The 21,349-nt window shown below is 32.4% G+C and carries 22 protein-coding genes; 5 read left to right on the forward strand and 17 right to left on the reverse strand.

Going from position 1 to position 21,349, the window contains the following annotated elements; translation table 11 throughout:
* The first annotated feature begins 346 nt into the window (after positions 1-346).
* Positions 347-1,540: an ADP-forming succinate--CoA ligase subunit beta gene (gene sucC / locus JC605_RS14115; protein ID WP_066035083.1), complete on the forward strand. Its 1,194-nt coding sequence runs from the start codon at positions 347-349 to the stop codon at positions 1,538-1,540.
* 265 nt (positions 1,541-1,805) lie between these two features.
* Here sucC and JC605_RS14120 read toward each other — a convergent pair whose 3' ends face one another.
* The gene (locus JC605_RS14120) at positions 1,806-2,603 is read right to left on the reverse strand and encodes a DUF5694 domain-containing protein (protein WP_198856810.1); all 798 of its coding nucleotides are present in this window, start codon (positions 2,601-2,603) and stop codon (positions 1,806-1,808) included.
* A gap of 222 nt (positions 2,604-2,825) precedes the next feature.
* Between JC605_RS14120 and JC605_RS14125 the strand changes: the two genes are divergently transcribed.
* Both JC605_RS14125 and JC605_RS14130 read left to right on the forward strand, forming a co-directional pair.
* Positions 2,826-3,866: a sensor histidine kinase gene (locus JC605_RS14125; protein WP_198856811.1), complete on the forward strand. Its 1,041-nt coding sequence runs from the start codon at positions 2,826-2,828 to the stop codon at positions 3,864-3,866.
* 3 nt (positions 3,867-3,869) lie between these two features.
* Positions 3,870-4,583, forward strand: a complete 714-nt coding sequence (locus tag JC605_RS14130; RefSeq protein ID WP_198856812.1) for a LytTR family DNA-binding domain-containing protein — start codon at positions 3,870-3,872, stop codon at positions 4,581-4,583.
* A gap of 5 nt (positions 4,584-4,588) precedes the next feature.
* On the opposite strand, the gene JC605_RS14135 is transcribed toward JC605_RS14130, so the two are convergent.
* The 5 genes from JC605_RS14135 to JC605_RS14155 all read right to left on the reverse strand — a co-directional run bounded on the left by JC605_RS14135 (position 4,589) and on the right by JC605_RS14155 (position 8,502).
* Complete coding sequence (locus tag JC605_RS14135) at positions 4,589-4,999, reverse strand: hypothetical protein (protein WP_198856813.1); 411 nt, start codon at positions 4,997-4,999, stop codon at positions 4,589-4,591.
* A 130-nt stretch (positions 5,000-5,129) separates the two neighbouring features.
* Positions 5,130-5,597, reverse strand: coding sequence for a DUF1456 family protein (locus tag JC605_RS14140; RefSeq protein ID WP_198856814.1), 468 nt, complete (start codon positions 5,595-5,597; stop codon positions 5,130-5,132).
* Between the two features lie 36 nt (positions 5,598-5,633).
* Positions 5,634-6,665, reverse strand: a complete 1,032-nt coding sequence (locus tag JC605_RS14145; protein WP_198856815.1) for an aminotransferase class I/II-fold pyridoxal phosphate-dependent enzyme — start codon at positions 6,663-6,665, stop codon at positions 5,634-5,636.
* A 1-nt stretch (position 6,666) separates the two neighbouring features.
* Entirely contained in the window at positions 6,667-7,677 is a 1,011-nt protein-coding gene (locus tag JC605_RS14150; protein WP_198856816.1) for a dipeptide epimerase, read from the reverse strand.
* Positions 7,678-7,704: 27 nt separating this feature from the next.
* A complete protein-coding gene (locus JC605_RS14155) occupies positions 7,705-8,502 on the reverse strand; it encodes an alpha/beta hydrolase (protein WP_198856817.1) in 798 nt (265 codons plus the stop codon).
* A 57-nt stretch (positions 8,503-8,559) separates the two neighbouring features.
* Here JC605_RS14155 and JC605_RS14160 point away from each other — a divergent pair, with 57 nt between their 5' ends.
* Positions 8,560-8,961 carry a TerB family tellurite resistance protein gene (locus JC605_RS14160; protein WP_198856818.1) on the forward strand — a complete coding sequence of 134 codons (402 nt, stop codon included), beginning with the start codon at positions 8,560-8,562 and terminating at the stop codon, positions 8,959-8,961.
* Here the strand turns inward: JC605_RS14160 and uvrB are convergent.
* From uvrB to JC605_RS14215, 11 genes are all read right to left on the reverse strand, one after another.
* Positions 8,958-10,949, reverse strand: a complete 1,992-nt coding sequence (uvrB, locus tag JC605_RS14165; RefSeq protein ID WP_198856819.1) for an excinuclease ABC subunit UvrB — start codon at positions 10,947-10,949, stop codon at positions 8,958-8,960. The two genes, JC605_RS14160 and uvrB, sit on opposite strands and share 4 nt — an antisense overlap.
* Positions 10,950-10,996: 47 nt before the next feature.
* Positions 10,997-11,935 carry an alpha/beta fold hydrolase gene (locus tag JC605_RS14170; RefSeq protein WP_198856820.1) on the reverse strand — a complete coding sequence of 313 codons (939 nt, stop codon included), beginning with the start codon at positions 11,933-11,935 and terminating at the stop codon, positions 10,997-10,999.
* Positions 11,936-12,020: 85 nt separating this feature from the next.
* The gene (locus JC605_RS14175; protein ID WP_111365373.1) at positions 12,021-12,257 is read right to left on the reverse strand and encodes a uroporphyrinogen decarboxylase; all 237 of its coding nucleotides are present in this window, start codon (positions 12,255-12,257) and stop codon (positions 12,021-12,023) included.
* An 85-nt stretch (positions 12,258-12,342) separates the two neighbouring features.
* Positions 12,343-13,293, reverse strand: a complete 951-nt coding sequence (gene rlmF / locus JC605_RS14180) for a 23S rRNA (adenine(1618)-N(6))-methyltransferase RlmF (RefSeq protein WP_198856821.1) — start codon at positions 13,291-13,293, stop codon at positions 12,343-12,345.
* Positions 13,294-13,505: 212 nt separating this feature from the next.
* Positions 13,506-14,168, reverse strand: coding sequence for a thiamine diphosphokinase (locus tag JC605_RS14185; RefSeq protein WP_198856822.1), 663 nt, complete (start codon positions 14,166-14,168; stop codon positions 13,506-13,508).
* Between the two features lie 65 nt (positions 14,169-14,233).
* Complete coding sequence (locus tag JC605_RS14190) at positions 14,234-14,689, reverse strand: RidA family protein (protein WP_198856823.1); 456 nt, start codon at positions 14,687-14,689, stop codon at positions 14,234-14,236.
* A 79-nt stretch (positions 14,690-14,768) separates the two neighbouring features.
* Positions 14,769-15,212 carry a DinB family protein gene (locus tag JC605_RS14195; protein ID WP_198856824.1) on the reverse strand — a complete coding sequence of 148 codons (444 nt, stop codon included), beginning with the start codon at positions 15,210-15,212 and terminating at the stop codon, positions 14,769-14,771.
* Between the two features lies 1 nt (position 15,213).
* Complete coding sequence (locus tag JC605_RS14200) at positions 15,214-15,696, reverse strand: GyrI-like domain-containing protein (protein ID WP_198856825.1); 483 nt, start codon at positions 15,694-15,696, stop codon at positions 15,214-15,216.
* 2 nt (positions 15,697-15,698) lie between these two features.
* Positions 15,699-16,520 (reverse strand): DUF4249 domain-containing protein, encoded by an 822-nt coding sequence (locus tag JC605_RS14205; protein WP_198856826.1) that lies wholly within the window; start codon positions 16,518-16,520, stop codon positions 15,699-15,701.
* A 28-nt stretch (positions 16,521-16,548) separates the two neighbouring features.
* The gene (locus JC605_RS14210; RefSeq protein WP_198856827.1) at positions 16,549-18,930 is read right to left on the reverse strand and encodes a TonB-dependent receptor; all 2,382 of its coding nucleotides are present in this window, start codon (positions 18,928-18,930) and stop codon (positions 16,549-16,551) included.
* 92 nt (positions 18,931-19,022) lie between these two features.
* Positions 19,023-20,246, reverse strand: coding sequence for a macrolide family glycosyltransferase (locus JC605_RS14215; RefSeq protein ID WP_198856828.1), 1,224 nt, complete (start codon positions 20,244-20,246; stop codon positions 19,023-19,025).
* 108 nt (positions 20,247-20,354) lie between these two features.
* Here JC605_RS14215 and JC605_RS14220 point away from each other — a divergent pair, with 108 nt between their 5' ends.
* Positions 20,355-21,302, forward strand: a complete 948-nt coding sequence (locus tag JC605_RS14220) for a helix-turn-helix transcriptional regulator (protein WP_198856829.1) — start codon at positions 20,355-20,357, stop codon at positions 21,300-21,302.
* Positions 21,303-21,349: the final 47 nt, after the last annotated feature.

Raw genomic sequence — 21,349 nt, forward strand, 5'->3', positions numbered from 1 at the left:
CATTTTTATAGGAATATTAGAAAAAGGGTTCTTAAATGATAAAATTATCAGATAAAGCATTGCGAATTATCAAAATCATAATTGCGATTAAAATATATTAAGAAAAATCGTCGCTTAGGTATTGATATCAGTGAAGTTTTTGTTAAATCTCAAACGTTTTAGCGATTTTGTGTTAACTTTTTAGATACAATTGTTTAATGATTTTTTTTCTTTCGATTTAAATAGCTGAAGAATCATTTAAGGAGCCGTTATTAATTTAAAAAAGATTTTACTTTTCAGTTGTATTTTGTTACTTTTGTCGCACTTTTATTCTGAAATAAATTCAGAACCAGACAAATTCTATATTATGAACATACACGAATATCAAGGAAAAGAAATTTTAGCGAGTTACGGAGTACGCGTACAACGCGGAATCGTGGCTAATAATGCAGTTGAAGCTGTGGCCGCTGCAAAACAATTAACTGCCGAAACTGGGACAGGATGGCATGTAATTAAAGCACAAATTCACGCAGGTGGTCGTGGAAAAGGTGGTGGAGTTAAGCTGGCAAAAAACTTACAACAAGTTGAAGAGTTAGCAGAACAAATCATCGGAATGCAGTTAATTACTCCTCAGACTCCGCCTGAAGGTAAAAAAGTTAACAAAGTATTAGTAGCTGAAGATGTGTACTATCCTGGAGAAAGCGAAACTTCTGAATTTTATGTTTCTGTTTTATTGAATAGAGGTACAGGACGCAACATGATTATGTATTCTACTGAAGGTGGAATGGATATCGAAGAAGTTGCTGAGCACACTCCACACTTAATCTTTACTGAAGAAATTGATCCATCTGTTGGATTGCAAGGTTTCCAAGCTAGAAGAATTGCTTTTAACTTAGGACTTTCTGGAAATGCTTTCAAAGAAATGGTTAAATTCATCGATGCACTTTACAATGCTTACATTGGTTCTGATGCTTCTATGTTTGAAATCAACCCTGTATTAAAAACTTCTGATAACAAAATCTTAGCTGTTGATGCTAAAGTTAATATCGACGATAACGCTTTATACAGACAACCTAAATATGCTGAAATGAGAGATATCCGTGAGGAGAATCCAATCGAAGTTGAAGCTAAAGAAGTTGGTCTTAACTATGTTGACCTTGACGGTACTGTAGGATGTATGGTAAACGGAGCTGGTCTTGCAATGGCAACTATGGATTTAATTAAATACGCTGGTTTTGAGCCTGCTAACTTCCTTGACGTTGGTGGAACTGCTGATGCTAAACGTGTTGAAACTGCTTTCAGAATTATCTTGAAAGATCCAAACGTAAAAGCTATTTTGATTAACATCTTTGGAGGTATCGTTCGTTGTGACCGTGTTGCTCAAGGTGTTGTTGATGCTTACAAAAACATGGGAGACGCTATTAAAGTGCCAATTATCGTTCGTTTGCAAGGAACAAATGCTGAAATTGCAAAAGAATTAATTGATAACTCTGGTATGCCAATCTTATCTGCAGTTCAATTCCAAGAAGCTGCTGACCAAGTAAAAGCTGCTCTTTCTTAATTAAATAAGAAATCAATTTATATAGAAAATCCCTCCATTTTGGAGGGATTTTTTTTTGAAGTCTATTTAACCGCAAAGGGCGCTAAGTTTTTTGTCAAGGATTGTGAGTACAAACGCAAAGTTCGCAAAGCTGTATGTTGAAAATAGCCACGAATTCACGAATTATTTTCAAAGATTGTAAAAAATAAAATTCGTGAATTCGTGGCTAAAAAACTTTGCGAACTTTGCGTAATTCTTTGTGCTCTTTGCGGTTAAATCATTAAGTTTATTTCAAAACTGTAGATAGTTCCACAATTTCAAATTCTGGATCATGTGTTATAAATTCTCTAATCAATGCAGCATGACCAGCGCCAACTAAAACCATTATTTTATTATCTGTGCCTTCCGTTAATTTCTGAATTAAAGAATACATATATAAGTTTCTTTTGTACCAATTTGAGACTAAAGACGCTCCTGTAAAATCATCTGGATTTCCAGCTCTGTTGGCTACTTCCAAATACCATTGGATGTTTTTATTTTCGGTTTCTTTTTTATTGTAATGTAGCATGAGTTCTTGTAACGAGCTTTTTGTTATTCTTTCATTATGATCTTTTTCATTCCTTTTTTTCCACTCATTATTTCTTTTCAATAAATCCTGTTGATTTGCTTTTTCCATTGACATCATTAAACTGTCATAACGAAAAGAAGTGTAGAGATTCATTCCGTATAATTTTTTATGATTTAGTTTTTTAGCCGTGCGAAGTGCCAGTTGTGTTATTTCGTTTTTATTAGTTTTAAAAAGACTGTCGGTGTTTTTATTGTAAAACTTATCTAAATCGGCTTGTTCGTTAAATTCCCATTCTACAAATATTTTATCTGGGCCAAATTTTTTGATTTTGTCACTCATTATTTCGAGTTCTTTTTGGCTCTTCTCAGATAAGATATCAAAACTATTTACTTGAGTAACATCCAGACCTGGATTGGCGTAATGAAATGTTCCAACCAATAATATCTGTTTTTTCTTAGTTTGAGCAGAAGTTAAGTTTAATGTAATAATTGTTAGTAATAAAATGATTTTGTACATGACGTTTTGTTTTTAAATTCATGACAAATGTATTCTGTCTTTTGATCTCTATTTTTTGTTTTTGATGAACATAGGATTTCATTTTATAAACACATGGAATTTGCAGAGTAATAATTTCGTGTAACGTTTTGGATAGTTCATCCCTAAAAACGCATGTTTTGAATAAATCTAATTTTCTATTTAAGGCTTAATTGTATTTTTGAGTCAATTATCAAAAAAACTATGAAATCAAGAATCCCTTTTTACTATCACATTGTTTTTTTCTTTTTATTATTTCTAACGTACATTTTCTGGGATATTGGACTTAATGATAAAAAAGTAGAAATTGTAATCAAAGGAATATGTTATGGAATTACGCCAACTCATTTGTTAGCAATATTTTGTATTTACATTCTCAATTTTTACTATTTCTGCGAATGGTTTTTAAACAAGAAGAAATTACTTTTTTACATCCTAACAATTCCGGTTTCGCTATTGCTTTTTGCGGCTGTTCGCTATTTTTTGCAAGAAGTTGTTATGTTTAATATTACCGGAAGACACAATTACTATGAAGAAGCTAGAGAAATAGGTTATTACATAAAAGACAATTTTTTCTTCGGATTGCCAGCGGTCATTCTAAGTGCATTAACTTTTTTGTTTTGGCAGTTTCATACTACGCAACATCAAAATCAGGAATTGCTTTTGGAGAACAAAAAGGCTGAATTTCAAATGCTAAAAGCGCAAGTTAGTCCGCATTTTTTATTCAATACATTGAATTCCTTTTACAGTCAATTGGTTTTGAAAGAAGATGAAATGGCCAATGATATTTTGGTTCTTTCTGATTTACTTCGATATGTTATTACAGAAACAGATAAAGATGAAGCGATACTTTCAAAAGAAATTCAGTTTATTCAAAACTACATTCATTTGCAGAAAAAACGATTTGAAGATCTGTTATATTTGGATTTTTCTATAGAGGGAAAATATTCAAATGAAAGAATTCTTTCGTCAGCTTTAATTCATTTTGTAGAGAATGTTTTTAAACACGGAAAACTGAATAATGAAATTGAAAAAGCTGTTATTCTAATCAAAATAAAAGAGGATTTTTTAGAGATTTCAACTTTCAATTATAATGTGAATGGAGAGAATTATTCGTCAACTGGAATTGGTTATGAAAATCTGACCAAAAGATTAGAATATATGTACAAGAACCAATTTATTCTTGAAAAAACAGAAGAAAATAATACCTTTAAAACTTACTTAAAAATACCGCTAAAGAAATAATTTATGGCTTTTAAATGCATTATTGTAGATGATGAACCGCCTGCAACTCGAATATTGGAAAATTACATCGGAAAAGTAAATTTTCTAGAGAAAGTTGGCGTTTTTAATGATTCGTTAAAAGCATTAGAATTTCTAAACTCACAATCTGTAGATGTGATTTTTCTAGATATTCAAATGCCTCAATTAACAGGATTGCAGCTTTCTAGAATTATTTCGAAAAATATTAAAGTCATTTTTACAACAGCTTATCCCGATTTTGCTTTAGAAGGTTTTGAGCTGAATGCAGTTGATTATTTGTTAAAACCAATTGCATTCGAACGATTTTATCAAGCTGTTTCTAAACTAAATTCTGAATCCAAAATAGAACTTTCGAGTACAAGTAATAGTAGTGCGCCAGATTTTTTATTTATAAAAACAGATGGAAAAAATAAATTTCAGAAAGTTTTTTTGAATGATGTTTTATACGTAGAAAGTTTACAGAATTATGTTTGCATTCATACAGTAAAGCAGCAGATTATTACACATTCGTCATTAAAAAATGTTGTTGAATCATTGCCAGAAAAGGATTTTATTCAAATACATAAATCGTATGTTGTTTCTTTAAAACATATCGAATCGACAGATAATTTTTCTGTTTTCGTAAACGGAAAAGAGTTGCCAATTGGAGCAACTTATAAAGATGCTTTTTTCGATGAAATTGATCAGAATAAAATATAAATCGATTATTCGGTTTTTACTACTTCGAGACTTAGTTCTGCTTCTTCAAGTTTAAAAACTGCATTATTTTTTTCAATTTTTGGAGTTATTCCCATTATTGAATAATGATCTTTAGCTGTGCCGATTCTAATTAAATTTTTTTTCTCTTCAAAACCCCATTTTTGATTTTGCAACATTTGCACAAACATTGGAGTAAGTTGCGTTTTCTGTTTTGGAATGAAATTAAAATTTTGATTTTTTTGGAATGAAAATATTGAATTTGTAAAGGTTTGAGAGAGTTCAGTCATTTCTTTACTATTCGATTTTACTATTACATTTTTTACTTTCCAGTTTCCAACTATTTGGTCTTTGACGGATGTTTGACCTTTTGCATTTAGAAATAAAAAGAAAGTGATGCTTAAAAGTAAATATTTCATGATAGATTGATCTTTGTTTAATTTGCATTAAAAATATAAAAAAATCCATTCTTTAAAGAATGGATTTTTATGTTGTAAAGATATATTTAAAAGACATCTTTAATTTTATTTGTTGGCGTTTACAAAAGCGCTAAGATTTTTTCTTATTGCCGTTTTTAAATACCACTTTTTCTACAACAGATGGTTTTCCGTTTCCTTTTGGGAATGATTTCTTTTTAGGTTTTCCAGCTGATGAACCTGATTTTGATGAACTTTGATCGCCTCTGTATTTTTCTGAATCTTTTGGGGCAGCTTTAAATTCTGGTCTTTCTTTAGAAGTTTCCTTTTTTGGAATTTCAGCTTTATGCTTTGCTAAAACATCATTCGGATTTTTAGGATTTTCTTTAGTGCCTCTTAAATGAATTACTAATCCGTTTAAGAAGTTTCTCAAAACCTGATCGCCACACTCCATGTAGTTTGGATGATCTTCTGCTCTAAAAAAAGCGCCCAATTCTGACTTTGAAATTCTAAAATCTACTAATTCTAAAATTTCAATTATTTGGTCATCACGGAGCATCAAAGCCACGCGAAGTTTTTTAAGTATATCGTTATTTGTCATTGTTTTATTTTTTACAAAGGTAGTTTTTTAAAATGATTAAAATTGAGAATTAAAATCATTTAAAACGCGAACCAATTTATCTAAATCTTCTTTTGTATGATTTGCTGTTATAACAATTCGATTCAATGGTTCGGCCTCTTTGGTGTATTTAAAGCTAGCAATAATTATATTTTCTTCTTTTAATTTAAGAACTAATTCTTTTGGCAATAAATAAATTAAAGGATAATTTTTGTCGAACTTAACGTTTTTATTTTTAATTAAAATTGAATCGATATAGATTAAATTGTCTAACAATTTTTGATGCTGTATTTTATAAATTTCCGAAGCATCAGATAGTGTTTGCGCAAAAGCAGGATTCATTCCGGCAGCGCTTGTAAAAGTTTCGATTTCTTTTATTTCTTTGATGAAATTAGAATCTGAAGCAATTACACCACCTGTTAATCCGAAAGCTTTTCCTAGAGACGAAACCAAGATTTTTCTTTTAATCGGAAAATCAATTGAAGAATAAATTCCAGAGCCATTTTTGCCAATAATTCCCAACGAATGAGATTCATCAATAACCAATGTAATTTCCTTTTGATTTGAAATCTCATTTAAGAAAGATAAATCAATTGGTCTGGTTTGAAATGACGGAACTCCATCTGTTAAAATCGTTATTTTTTCTGATTTGGAATCTAATAAATTAGCATTCAATTTTTCATTTATAAAAACAGGAAGACTGTTTTCAATCTGAATAGCCGAATGAATTTCATTTAAATGAAAACAATCCATTTGCTTTTTCAGTTTCTCTAAAACCAGTTTTCCGGCCAGCATTCCCGAAGAAACTGTAACAGTGCTTTCTGAGCCAATGTGAGATGCTAAAAACCTTTCGCCCGCATCATAAGCGGTTAATTGAATATTTGCGGTTCTAGAACTTCCATAAGTTGTTCCCCATTTTAAGATGTTTTGAACGACTAAATCTTGAAATTTTTGGTTTGTCGGAAGCCCTAAATAAGCTGTTCCTCCAAAATACAAATATTGCTTTTGGTCAATTTCAATGATTCTATCTGGAAATTTTTCGACTATCATTTTACAGTAATGTTACTCCCGTTCCGTTAAGATTGGAGTAATTGATAATTCCATTTTCAATTGTTACGCCAGTTGCAATATCCTCAGCCAAAAGCAATGCGCCATCCATATCCACATAATCCAATTGCGGTAGCAAATGTGCAATTGCAGAAATCCCGACAGTAGATTCGGTCATGCAGCCAACCATAGTTCTTAAGCCTAATTTTTTAGCTTCTTCAATCATACGTTTTCCAGGAGTTAAACCGCCACATTTTACCAGTTTTACATTCACTCCATGAAAATGATTGAAACATTTTGCTACATCTTCTTCAATAATACAGCTTTCGTCAGCAATTACAGGAAGAACAGAATGTTTAAATACTTCTTTATGTCCTTCCCAATTATCAGCTTTCATGGGCTGTTCTAAGAATTCAACGCCTAATTTTTTTAATTCAACAGCATTATTTATCGTTTCTTCAACTGTCCATCCGCAGTTGGCATCAATTCTAAAAATAGCGTTTGTGTGTTTTCTAAGTTCTTTTACAATCGCAATATCTTCCTTTGTGCCTAGTTTAATTTTATAAATTGGCCAAGGCAGTTCTTGCATTTTAAAAACCATTTTTTCAATTGTGTCAATTCCGATCGTGTAATCGGTTAACGGATTATGATCGGTTTTGTAGTTCCATAACTCGTATAATTTTTTGCCTTTTTTACGAGCATACAAATCATTATACGCCAAATCTAAAGCGCATAAGGCAAACATATCGTCTTTTAAATACGGATGAATTTTTGACCAAAATGCCTCTGGAGTTTCGTTTTCGGTATTTTCAATAATCGCTCTTATTTTTTCCAAATCGGAAATCATCATCGGAACCGTAATATGATAATACGGATTTGAGGTAGCTTCTCCAAAACCAGAAAAACCATCGCTTTGCAATTCTACAATTAATGATGGCTGTACGTCAATAGATTCTCTCGAAATAGTGAAAGTGTGCTTTAGTTTGAGATTGTATTCTCTTAAAATAAGTTTCATTTTATAGGAGTATTTTTTTATTTTTATTTAATAGCCCAGCCAAAGTAGCGCTTCAACAAAATGATCTCGCCACAGTTTTTCGTTATGTTCTCCGCCTTTTACAATTTTAGTTTTATCAAGATGAAGACAATAACAGCGTTTAGAATCTAGTAAACGTTTCATTTTAGTTAAATCTTTTACCATATCGTCACTTTCTTTATCTCCGCACAAAAAATAGATTTTAGTCTTAATTTTGGACTGTTTTTCTGTAAAAGCATAAATATCGTTAGAAAACCAAAATGAGGGAGAAAAAACGCCTGCTTTGCCAAAAACATCAGGATATTTTAAAGCGCCATAATACGAAACCAATCCGCCAAGTGAACTTCCAAAAAGAATTGTGTTTTTAGCTTTTGTTTTGGTTCTGTAATTTTTGTCGATATGTGGTTTTAATGTCTTTACAATAAAATCTAAATAATTATCGGCATTTCCTCCGCCATATTTTTCGTTTTTGAACGGAGTAAGTTCGTCGATTCGTTTTTCGTTTCCATGCTCAATCGCTACTACAATTACAGGAGCTTTTAAACTGTCTAACTTTTCATCTATATTCCATTCTCCCGCAAAAGAAGTTTTGGCATCAAACAGATTCTGAGCATCGTGCATGTAAATAACACTGTATTTTTTTTGAATGTCTTTGGAGTAATTTTCAGGAAGATAAATCCAGATCTTCTTTGTGGTATTCAGTTGAGGAGCTTCAATTGTAAAAGTAGAAATATTTTTTGAAACGGTGCTTTGAGCTTTTCCAATAAAAGTAAATAGAAGTAAAACTGCCAAGAAAATCCTCTTCATTATCTGTGTTTTGTATTTTTATTTAAAAGCAATATTTTAGCTAAAAATAAGAAATTGATGAATACAGAAGCAGAAAAAAGAAGTTTACTTTTAGAAATGATTATGTTCGCCACTGTAGACGGACATTTACACAAACGTGAGCTTGAATTTTTAAGACTTGTAGCTTTCGAATTGAGTATTAGTGAAGAAGAATTTCAAGATTTATTTCATCAAGAACACAAAACTATTCCGATAAAATCTGAATTACAACGTATTAATCAGTTTTACAGATTGGCTTTATTAATGCATATTGACGGCGTTTTGCACGAAAAAGAATTTAAAGCTATTCAGCAGATTGCATTAGAAATGGGTTTAAATCTTTCAGCAGTAAAACGTGTTTTGGAAATGATGAAAAAATCTCCCAATACAGTAATTAATCCAATTGTATTGTTGGAGATTTTTCAGGAACAGCATAATTAAGGCAGCTGTTCCTGTAGTTTTTTAATTTCGTCACGAAGTTTAGCTGCTTGCAAGAAATCTAATTCTTTTGCAGCTTTCTCCATTGTTTTACGTTTTTCGCGAATCATTTTCTCTAATTCAGCTTTAGATAAATAAGCTGTTTCTGGCTCAGCAGCCACAGGGATCGGATGTCCTAATTCATATTCAACCAATGGATTTTTGGTAAACGCACTTTCGATTTTTTTATTTAAGGCTTGAGGAGTTATATTATTTTCTACATTGAAATTAATCTGTTTGGTTCTCCTATAATTGGTTTCATCAATTGTTCGCTGCATACTTGCCGTAATTTTATCGGCATACATAATCGCTTTACCATTTAAGTTTCTCGCCGCACGACCAATAGTTTGTGTTAAAGATCTATGGTTACGCAAGAAACCTTCTTTGTCGGCATCTAAAATCGCTACAAGAGAAACCTCTGGTAAATCTAAACCTTCACGAAGTAAGTTTACACCAATTAAAACATCAAAAATACCTTTTCGTAAATCTTGCATAATTTCGATACGCTCTAAAGTATCTACCTCAGAATGTATATAACGGCATCGAATGTTTACTTTTGTTAAGTATTTGGCCAATTCTTCGGCCATTCTTTTAGTTAAAGTCGTAACGAGAACCCTTTCGTCCAATTCGCAACGAATCTGAATTTCTTCAATCAAATCATCAATCTGATTTAAACTTGGGCGAACTTCAATTTCAGGATCTAATAATCCAGTCGGACGAATAATCTGCTCGACATAAATACCATCCGATTTTTGCAATTCATAATCAGCTGGAGTTGCAGAAACGTAAATTACTTGATTTTGCAACGCTTCAAATTCTTCAAATTTCAAAGGACGGTTGTCCATTGCAGCAGGCAAACGGAAACCGTATTCTACCAAGTTTTCTTTTCGGCTTCGGTCACCACCATACATGGCATGAACTTGCGAAACGGTTACGTGACTTTCGTCAACAACCATTAAATAATCGCTTGGAAAATAATCTAATAGACAGAAAGGTCTTGTTCCAGCTTCACGTCCGTCAAGGTAGCGAGAGTAATTTTCAATTCCAGAACAATAACCCAATTCGCGAATCATTTCTAAATCGAAATTGGTTCTCTCTTCCAAACGTTTCGCTTCAAGATGTTTTCCAATTTCTTTAAAATAATCAACTTGTTTCACTAAATCCTGCTGAATCTGCCAAATAGCGCCTTGCAAAACTTCTGGAGAAGTCACAAACATGTTAGCAGGATAAATGGTTAAGCGTTGGAATTTCTCTATTACCTGAGAAGTAGTAGCATCAAATGATTCTATTTCTTCAATTTCATCTCCAAAGAAATGAATTCTGTATGCATCGTCAGCATAACTCGGATAAACTTCGACAGTATCTCCTTTAATTCTGAAAGTTCCTGGATTAAAATCGGCTTCAGTTCTGGCGTATAAACTCTGAACTAAACTATGCAATAATTTAGTTCTCGAAATAACCTGATCTCTTTTAATTTCAATTACGTTTTTCTGAAATTCGACAGGATTTCCAATACCATAAAGGCAAGAAACCGATGCCACAACCAAAACGTCACGTCTTCCTGAAAGTAGAGAAGAAGTGGTGCTCAAACGCATTTTTTCTAATTCTTCATTGATAGATAAATCTTTCTCAATAAAAACTCCCGTTACAGGCATAAAAGCTTCTGGCTGATAGTAGTCGTAATAGGAAACGAAGTACTCAACAGCATTATTCGGGAAGAATTGTTTGAACTCTGAATACAATTGCGCGGCCAAGGTTTTATTGTGCGCCAAAACTAAAGTTGGTCTTTGCACTTCCTGAATTACATTGGCAACGGTAAACGTTTTTCCCGAGCCTGTAACTCCCAATAAAGTTTGGTATTTATCTCCGTCGACCACACCTTGGGCCAATTTTTGAATGGCTTGCGGCTGATCTCCTTTTGGACTATATTCTGAAGAAACTTGAAATTTCATTTATTTGAGCTGAAAATTTTGTTTTGTAAAGATACGAAGTTTGAATGCTAATCTAAAAAATTAATAATCGCATCATTAATGACTTTAGGTTGATCGATGGTTAGAAAATGTCCGGCATTATTTACTATTTTGGTTTTACAGTTGGGCAAATGTTTCTGCGCTATTTCCAGACTTTCTTCTGAATTAATAACGTCTTTGTCACCAATTAAAACCAAAACAGGGTTTTGTATAGATTCTAATTCTTTGTTTGAAAACGGAAGCATTTTTAACATGCTGGAGTTTGATTTTGCATATTTATTGGCCAAGTAAAACTGTCTTTTATAAATGCGGCTTATGTTTTCTGGATGAGTTGAAAAAGTTGATAATGTTTTGCTGAATTTTTTTTCGCTTGGAAAAAGTTTCAGCATTAATGCCGAAGTTGTTTTTCTGACTTTATCTATAAATTTAAAGGTTTGCGCGGGACTCAATAAAACAATTTTATTTATAGAATTTGGTTTTTGAATCGCTAATAATGTCGCAATCCATCCGCCTCGAGAAGCGCCGATGAGGTCGAATTTCTTTAATTTATAATGATCGAAAATTTCGTTGTAATAAACAACAATATCGTCTGATGAAAGCGGTTTTGCCGTTAGATTGGATCTATTAGGTTCCATAATAAAATCGATCGCGTAAATGCGATGATTTTTGGCTAAAACTTTAATGTTCGGATACCACATGGTAGAACTGGCGTCCATTCCATGAAGTAAAACCAGACTTTTTCCATTTTTTGGACCTGCAATTACTACATGAGCGGTTCCGAAACTAGTTTTTACATCTTCTTCAGTATAAGGAATGTTCCAAAGTTTTAAAGCTTTGTCGTAAGCAGATTGGTATTTTAGTTCTTCGCTTTTGGTTTTAAAAACATAGTCTTCAAATTTTACTTTTTTTGAAGCGCAACTTGTTACTAGGAATAAGATGACTGCTAAACGAGAATATAGTTTTAACATGATTGTAAAATTCAGTTTTAAACCTAAAGTTACGAGATGTGTAAGCAGAAAGTGTATTAGAATTTTATTTTAAAGTATCATAATTTTAAGATTTATCATTTTTAGAAGTCAGATAATAAATCTGTACAAACGCTAAAATGGCATTCGGAATAATTACCGGCCAAAGCCATTGATTGAAATCTCTGTAGTCGTTTAAAAAGATGCCGTAGATTACAAAACAGATACAGCCAAACATATTAATGAACCGAATAGCTCTAAGATTTTTGAGTAGAAATCCTCCAACAATAAATACAGATGCGAGATAACCAATATATTCAGCCATAATCTTGATTTTAAATAGTTTGCATACAATAAATGTAGCAAAAGTAAACTGTAAAATCAAGATTTTGGTATTGGAAATGAGTGTATTAAAAGAAAATTTTCTGAGAATTTGGGTTTTCAAAAAAACTCCAAGCTACAATTCGGCTGTTTTTTTGTCCTTGCGACATTTCGATTGTTTTGACAGAAATGGCATTTACTTTCTTTAAAGTTTTATAAATCGAAGGAAGATTTTCTTTTTTGGAAACTAAAGTCGTGAACCATAAAACTTGCGATGGATATTTCGCACTTTCGTAAATCATTTGTGTAATGAATCCGATTTCTCCGCCGTTACACCATAATTCGGCATTTTGTCCTCCAAAGTTTAAAACTGGATTTGTAGTTCTTTTTTCTTTCGGATTTAAATTGGAAACCTTTCTGGAAGTACTTTTATTGGCTTCTTCGGCAGAGGCATGAAAAGGCGGATTACACATTGTAAATGTAAAACGATCTTCGGGCGTAATGATGTTTTTGAAAAGAAATCGAGGTTCTGTTTGTTGCTGTAAACTTATAGAATCAATTAATTCTGGATTGGCTTCAATAATTTTGGCGCAATTTTCAATTGATTTCTGGTCAATATCTGTTCCAACAAAACTCCAATTGTAAATCGCATTTCCTAATATCGGATAGATTAAATTGGAGCCCGTTCCGATGTCTAGTCCTAAAACATGCGAAGTTTCTGGAATTTGATTATTGTTGCTTTCGGCTAATAAATCTGCGATATAATGAATGTAATCTGCACGTCCTGGAATTGGCGGACAAAGATAATTTTTAGGAATATCCCAATTCTCAATATTATAATACGTTTTAAGTAAAGCGCTGTTTAATGTTTTTACTGCAGCAGGATTGCTGAAATCAATGGTTTCGATTCCGTATTTGTTTACAGCAATAAAAGCTTTCAATTCTGGGCAATTTGAAATTAGTTTTTCAAAATCATATCGGTTTCGATGAAGATTTCTTGGGTGTAAATTGCTTTTTTCGGAATTGTCGTTTGTTTTCATTTTCATTGATTTCGAGAACAAAGATAGATATTCCTTTTTTTAAGAAAGCTCCAGAGAAGCTTAATATTTATAGCTAGGTAATTAATATTAAAAAAAAGCTCCAGCGGAGCGACATATGCGTAGTGTGTCGCCCCGCTGAGGCTTCAATGAGAGTGCGATATTTTGATCTATAAATATTTCGTCCCGCTGAGACTCTTTATTCATTACTATTTTTAATCAAAACATTCCATTAAAAGAAGATCTCCTTCACGATGTGTAATGGTTACAATGCCATCTTTTTCGACAGAATTACTGCTTCCGGTTCTGTAGCCCATTGTTAGTGTATCGTCGTTTAATTCGTATTTTAAATTTGATGAAAAAATTCCGTTTACAATGCCAATCGGAATAAGTGAAATTGGCGTGTTTGCAGTATACCATTTTTCAAATTTTGTTGGCAGAAGAAATATCTTAGAGTGATCGTCGAGGATTACGATTTTTAGTAAATCTCGGTAACGAACAATTTGTGTCAAGTTTGTAATCGTATGATCGGCTCGTTTTCCAGTTGCCCAAACGACATTTACGGCAGGAATTTTTCTTTCGATAAGATAATCAAAAGCTTTTTCTAAATCGGTTTTGTCTTGATCTGGAGTGTGAACGATTTCGATTGGAAATTGAGAAGTTTTATAAATTTCAGGGTCAAAACCGCGATCGAAATCACCGAGTAAAATATCGACTTTTATGCCTAATTCGATCACTCTTTCTATAGCCGAATCTAAAACAACAACTAATGGCGACCATTCTAGCAATTGTCCTAATAGTTCAGGATCACAGGCAGCGCCATTTGCAATTATTAAAGCGGGTTCTTGATCGTCGCGAACTATGTGGTGTGATGACATAAGCATTTTTTTGAATGTAGTGCAAATGTACAAAAGATATAGTCTCTGGCAGAAAATGGCTTTATTTAATTGGCTTTAAAAGCAACGGCATCAACTTCGATCTGCATTCCGTCAAGAGCTAATTTAGAAACCGGAATTAATGTGCTGGCAGGAAATCGTTTGGTTTTCCATACTTTACTAATTTCTTCTTCCCAAATTTTTAATTTTTCTGAAGAATGATCCACTATTAGAATTGTAATTTTCATTACATTTTCTGGTTTTAACTCGTAGCTGTTCAAAATGACAGTTAGGTTTTCTAGTGCGGTTTTGACTTGTATTCTAAAATCGGGGCTTAAAAGATGTTGTTTTCCTAAACCGCCGCTTTGACCCGAGATATAAATAAGTTCGCCAGGTGTTTTTACCGAAGAAGCATGGCTGAAACCATAAGGTGCGGGATTGAATAAAGATTCTGGATTTTTAAAAGTTTGTGCTTTTGTTTGAAACGCACAGATAAGTAGTAGAAAGGCAAATAAATGTTTCATGTTTTTAAAATTAGAATTGATTGGACAAAGGTTTATCAATTCTAATTTTAAAACATTTACATATGTTGAGAAGCTGTTTTTAATCTAACAGTCTTCTGTGGTAGTTAATTTGTCCTAAATGATATGCTAAATGTGTCGAGAGATGTATTAGGAAAAAGCCTGTTGTCATTTCTTTTTCGAAAACAATTTGCGGATAAACTTCTTCTAAATCTTTTTCGGTTAATGAATCTAAAGTATTGTTGATGACTTCAATTGTATTTTCAATTTTTAAAATCAGTTCTGATTTTGGAATGTCTTTTAGTGAAAATTCCAAAGGACGATCTCGAACATAACCCGTTTTGCCAATTTCGGCGCCAATGTAAGTGTTTAAATTTCCAATTAAATGCAGGCATAGATTTCCTGCTGAATTTGAAATATTCTTATCGATTGCCCAAATAGTGTTTTCTTTTTGGTATAATTCAATTTCTGTTTTCAGTTTATTTAGATCTCTGTTGAAAAGAGATTTTAGTGATTCTATTACCATTTTAATTTCGGTTTTTTATCGGAATCCAGATTTCTTCTTCAGAAGTAGGATCGTCTTTTTTGTATTTTTCATTCATTACGGCAAAATGCGGTCTATCGTCTACAGTATATTCAGAATTTGGAAACCATTCTGCAAAAATATAATGATAGGTTTTATGAGCTTCTGCGACTGGACCTAAATGAAGAAAAACCGCATACAAGCCGTCTGGAACAACTAAGGTTTCCATTCCTTCTGGTATGTTTTCATAGTCTGAAACTTCTACAGCAGCCCATTTTTTGAAACTGTCGTTAGGATCAAAATTATCAAAATGGTTTTCTGAATATACTTCTAAAGAATACAAATTAGGATTAATTGTATTTTTTATTTCTTTTCGATGTGGCATAAAACCACTCCATAATTGAAAAGTTTTATTCTCGATAAATGACATTTCTATCGAATGTCCAATGAGTTTTTTTTCGGCTAAGGTTTTGATGATCGGTTGCATGATTACTGAATTTTGTACTTTTTTGTACTGATTTCGCCGAGAGAAAAATATCCCAGCGGATAATTATTTTTGTCTGTCGTATTGATAATGTTTCCCTTTACGGTTGCAGGTGGAGATTGAAACGGTCCTCCAATACTGCTTCCAGCTATACTTACCAAGATATTCATGTAATTATAATATTGCTTAGAAATTCCGTAATGTGTTACTTCAACTTCGTCTCCTGCTTTTAAATCTTCGTCAATGGCGCTGCTGAAAATTTCATTTCCTTGATAGAATTTATCTTCAGAAACATAATAATTTGCAGTGACTTTGTTCGAATAAACATATTTAAACAAATAAAAATTATCTTCGTCTGCAGGATCTGTAAAGTACGTTTTTATTTCGATATCTTCTCCCGTAAAACCGCCATCATTTTTTTGCTCGATTCGAGTAATTGGCGCTACCGATTTTAAAGTTTCAGAAGCTGTATATGTATTTCCTTTGCTAATTACGGTTAAAGTGTATTCTTCATTAATCTCTGGTTTGAAATCATTGCAAACATAACTGCCCGTTTTGTTGAATTCAGTAAAATTAAATTTTTGATTCTTACTGTTTTCTATAAATACTACGGCATTTGAAACTACAGGAATTGTATTCTCAAAATAGCCTGTTGTGGTCGATAATCTAATGACCTGCAATTTTCCAGAAGTGCCTTTTTCCCAATTGATAGCCGCTTCAACTACCAATTTTGGAGCAGCAGTGTCTAAGTCAACATCTACTACTTCTTCGCAGCTAGTAAAAAAAAGCGATGTAAAAAATACGGTTAATAAAACTAATTTTCTCATGAGCATATCTTTAGTTTTTTGAACTTTTTTAGAATTTAAAATTATAACTAACCGCAGGAACAATTCCAAAAATGGATAATTTTACTGCTTCGTTTGCGCCTGTATCAACATTTTGCCTGAAGTTGATTGAGGCTGCATTCATTCGATTATAGAGGTTGTAAATACTGAAAACCCATTCGCCTTTCCAGTTTCTATCTTTATTCTTGCGAGGCGTTAAAGTGGCAGAAATATCCAAATGATTGTAAGAAGGAAGTCGGTTTTCGTTTCGTAATCCGTAACTTGGAACTATAATTCCTAAATATTGATATTGTCCATTCGGATACGTTACTGGCTGTCCTGACTGCAATGCAAAGTTAGCACCAAAAGACCATTTTTCGTTTAAATTGTATGAAGATGTAATTGCTAAATTATGTGTTTTGTCATAAGCTGATGCATACCATTTACCATTGTTGATGCCTGTTTCTTCAGGTGTTCTTCCAGGAGTCTGCTGTTCAGATCTTGAAATGGTGTATGAAATCCAGCCATTCAATCGGCCTTTGTTTTTCTTTAGCATAAGTTCCAAACCGTATGAACGCATATGACCGTTTAAAATAACCTGTTCGATAGCGTCGTTTGCAATTAAATCGGCACCATCTATATAATCTAATCTGTTTTGTATTTTTTTATAATAGGTTTCTACTTCTAGAGAATAAGCGTCATTATAAAAATTTCTGAAATAACCTAAAGCTACTTGATCTGCAAGTTGCGGTTTAATGTAATTGTCACTTGGCATCCAGACATCTAGAGGAGTAGGAGATGAGGTATTAGAAATTAATTGGAGATATTGTGCCATTCTATTATAACTCGCCTTCAATGATTGGTCTTGGTTTAATTGATAAGAAACAGAAAATCGAGGTTCTAAATTGTTATAACTCTGAATGACTTTATTTTTGCTAAAATACTGAGTTGAAGTTGGTGTGCCTTTTTCGTAAATCTGCATATCGGCATTAAAAATTACAGGCTCATTATTATCGTAATAATTAATAGTCGAAGCGCCTAATCTGTAAAATAAGCTGTAACGCAATCCGTAGGCAATAGTGATTTTTTTAGAAAGCTGACTTTCTGCATCTAAATATACAGAAGGTTCAAAAGCATATTTTCTGTCCAGTTGATCTGGATTAATTCCCGAATCTTCTCCAGTTGGTTTTATCGTTCCGGGATTAAAATCGTAATATATGCCGTTTACACCATAATTCAGTTTTAGTTTATCTGAAAGATAATGTTTGAAATCGTATTTGATATTGTAATTTTTAATTCCAGAATCCCAATTGAAACCTACAAAATCAAGATCTAATCCGTAATAGTAGTCACTGTAGATTAAAGAAAGATTGGAGAACAATTTATCAGAATACAAATGATTCCATCTCAAATTTAAAGTTGAATTTCCGTACGTATTGGTAAAACTTTTGTTTAATCTAAAAACGTCTCTGCCAAAATATCCAGACAAATACAAGCTGTTATTATCGTTGAGTTTATAGCTTAATTTGGTGTTTAAATCATAAAAATAAGCGGCATTATCTTTATCTTTTTCAGAGAATTTAAGGAAAAGATGCGCATAAGAAGCTCTTCCTCCAATTAAAAAAGAACCTTTGTCTTTTACAATTGGACCTTCAGCTAGTAAACGGCTCGAAATTAGTCCGATTCCGCCATTCAAATGAAAATCCTTACTGCTTCCGTCTTTCTGGTAAATTTCTAAAACAGAAGAAGCTCTTCCGCCATAACGCGCAGGAATTCCTCCTTTATATAATTTTAAATCTTTGATGGCATCAGGATTAAAAACAGAAAAGAATCCGAAAACGTGCGACGAATTAAAAATAGTTGCTTCATCCAAGAGAATCAGGTTCTGATCGGCTCCGCCCCCGCGAACATTAAAACCAGAAGCACCTTCGCCTGCATTGGTAACGCCGGGAAGCAATAAAATAGATTTCAAGACATCAACTTCTCCTAAGACCACGGGCATTTTTTTTATGGTCGAAATTGAGAGTTTGTTTACACTCATTTCTGGAGTTTTAATGTTTGATTTGCCCTTATTTTCTGTAATGACGACTTCTTGTAATTCTTCGCCACCTTCTTTAATCGAAAAATTGCTTTTTGTATTCTGATTTAAAATGATGTTTTTTTGAATGGTTTGATAACCAACATAACTAATTTCTATTTCGTATTCTCCTTTTGGCACAGAAAGAGAATAAAAGCCGTATTCGTTAGTTGTGGTTCCTGTTTTTAAGGCAGGGATAAAGATATTAACTCCAATTAAAGTTTCGTTGTTTTTGCTATCGCTTATGGTTCCGCTTAGAGTAAATTTTTCCTGCGCAAAAGAAGTGAAGATTGTTAAAATAAAAAGAAGAAATGCGCAAGTATCTTTTGTAATCATTATATTGATTTTGATTTACATAGATAACAAATTCTTACTAAATATTCTTATAGAACCTTTGTTAAACATAAGTTAAGAAAAGCCTGATTTTGTTACAGGCTTTGTCTATTTTTTAGTTTAAAGATTTCTTCCGCTGCTTTTTTATACCCGCCTGCACTTTTAAATGAGTCACTTATTTTGGTGCTATTCTCGTTGTAACTTGAATTTGCTAGTATTTTTTCGATTGAATTTTTAATTGTTTCGGCAGTAATTGTATTGGCATCGAGTACAATGGTTGCTCCAAGTTCTTCGGCGCGATTTGACAAGAAAAATTGATCGGCTCCTAACGGAATTGAAATAAAAGGAATGTTGTAATACAATAAATCACCCATGCTGTTCATCCCGCCATGAGTGATGGCTGCAGTGGTTTGTTTTAAAATTTCTAATTGTGGTACATAATCTCTAATAATAAAGTTTTTAGGAATTTCTGTTTCAGTAAGATTTACTTTATGTGCGGCCATAACTACAATATATTCAGTATCTGCAAAAGCTTTGAAAAACATATGGTTTAAATCTGTTGAATGGTTGCTGAAAATTGTTCCTAAAGAAATGTAGATTACTTTTTTGCCTTCAATTTTTTCAAACGGAAAGTCGACAGTATATTTCTTTTTATAAACTGGAGGGCCTATAAAAATGAAGCTTTCGTCATAATTGTCAATATTTCTAATAAAATACTTCGAAGTATAAATGATATTTAAATCCCCTTTATTAAACAGCAAATCCATCATATTTTCAGGGATTTGTATTTTGTGTTTTAAAATTAGATTTTCGCGTACTTTTTTGAATTCTTGCATGATCTCAGGATTTAATCCGAAAGGGCCTTTTTTTGGAGTTTCTGTTTCTGCTGTTTTGTTGAACAGTTCCTCTTTAGTTGCAAATACAGCATAAGAGGAAATGGCTGGAATCTGTAAAATTTGAGAAATAAGTTTTGCGTAAGGATAAGCAGCCGAAAAGACGATGTAATCAAAATTTCGATCTCCAATTTCATTTAAAACATCATCTATAAAAATTTCAGGATGCAAAAAAGCACTTGCAAGGCCTTTTAAGGGTTTCTTTTTTGATTGCTCTTCGCTTGGCTTTTCTTCTTTCTTTTGAAAAATGTTTAGATCTTCTTTATAGCTTATAAATTCAGCGCCTAATTCTTCTATTGATTTTTTGAATTCTTGAGAGCTGAAAAAGGTAACTTTTTCTCCTTGGAGAATTAATTCGTCTGCTAAACCCATCATTGGATTCATGTGTCCATGAGATGGAATACTTAGGAATAATGCTTTTGACATAATTATTAAATTTTTGTTTTCAGCAAAATTAAAATACGTTAAAATGATAAAATAGCTATTTTTGTTTTAAAAATAGTCGTAAATAGTATTTTTGATTATAAAATTAAAATGGGCTTAATAGAAAAACTCGCAGCATTTACCAAAACCAAATCTGATAATGGACTGTTTGTTTTACCTGAAAGTTATGGTAAAGGTTCGATAAGATCGTTTAATTTTTCTTCTCAAATGAATATGATGATCAGTCAGTGTGAGTTTAAAGAAGAAATGACGATCAAACGAACTGGTGGAGATTCTAGAAAAGATGAGATCACTTTTAGCTTTAGAAATTTGTTCCAGCAAGATTATAAGAAACAGGTTAATCAGGGTGTTATAATTCCTTCTGTGCAAGTATCTGCGGGAGACATTGATATTGAGATTCTTATTCCGAAAGAGACAAAAATCAATACAATTGTAATCACAATCCACATGGATTTATTAAAGACTTGGATTAATGCTCAAGATGAAAACAAATTTCTAGCGAGTATAACCTTAAGAGATAAACCTTATTTATATGATCATATTATTTCGAATGAAATTCAGCAGTTAGCCAATAAAATTGCTTTGAAAGATGAAAAAGAGCAATTGAGTCATTTTTATCTAAAGTTAAAAGCAGAAGAAATGATTTATCTTTTTTTGTCTGAATTATCAAAAAGAGAAAGCGTAACAAATTATCCTTTAAATGTCTCTGATGTAAAAACAATGTATGCGATAAAAGATTCTTTAAGTACTGATTTAAGCAATCCTCCTGATTTGGTAAATCTGGCTTCTTTTTGGAATATGAGCGAAAGTAAAATGAATAAGTTGTTCAAACAAATATTCGGAAATAGTATTTATAATTATTATCAGGTGCTTCGAATGAATGAGGCAGCTTATTTAATTCGGGAAGAAAAATTATCAGTTTCTGAAACAGGTTATCGATTAGGATTTTCTAATTTAAGTCACTTTTCCAGAATATTTGAAAAACATATAGGAATGAAACCTAAAAAATATTCTGCTTTGTCTATTTCTTTAAAATAAAAAAGGACAACCTTGTGAGTTGTCCTTTTGTTATTTAAAATACAAAA

It is taken from the genome of Flavobacterium sp. IB48 (assembly GCF_016405855.1).
Lineage (GTDB): Bacteria > Bacteroidota > Bacteroidia > Flavobacteriales > Flavobacteriaceae > Flavobacterium > Flavobacterium ginsengisoli.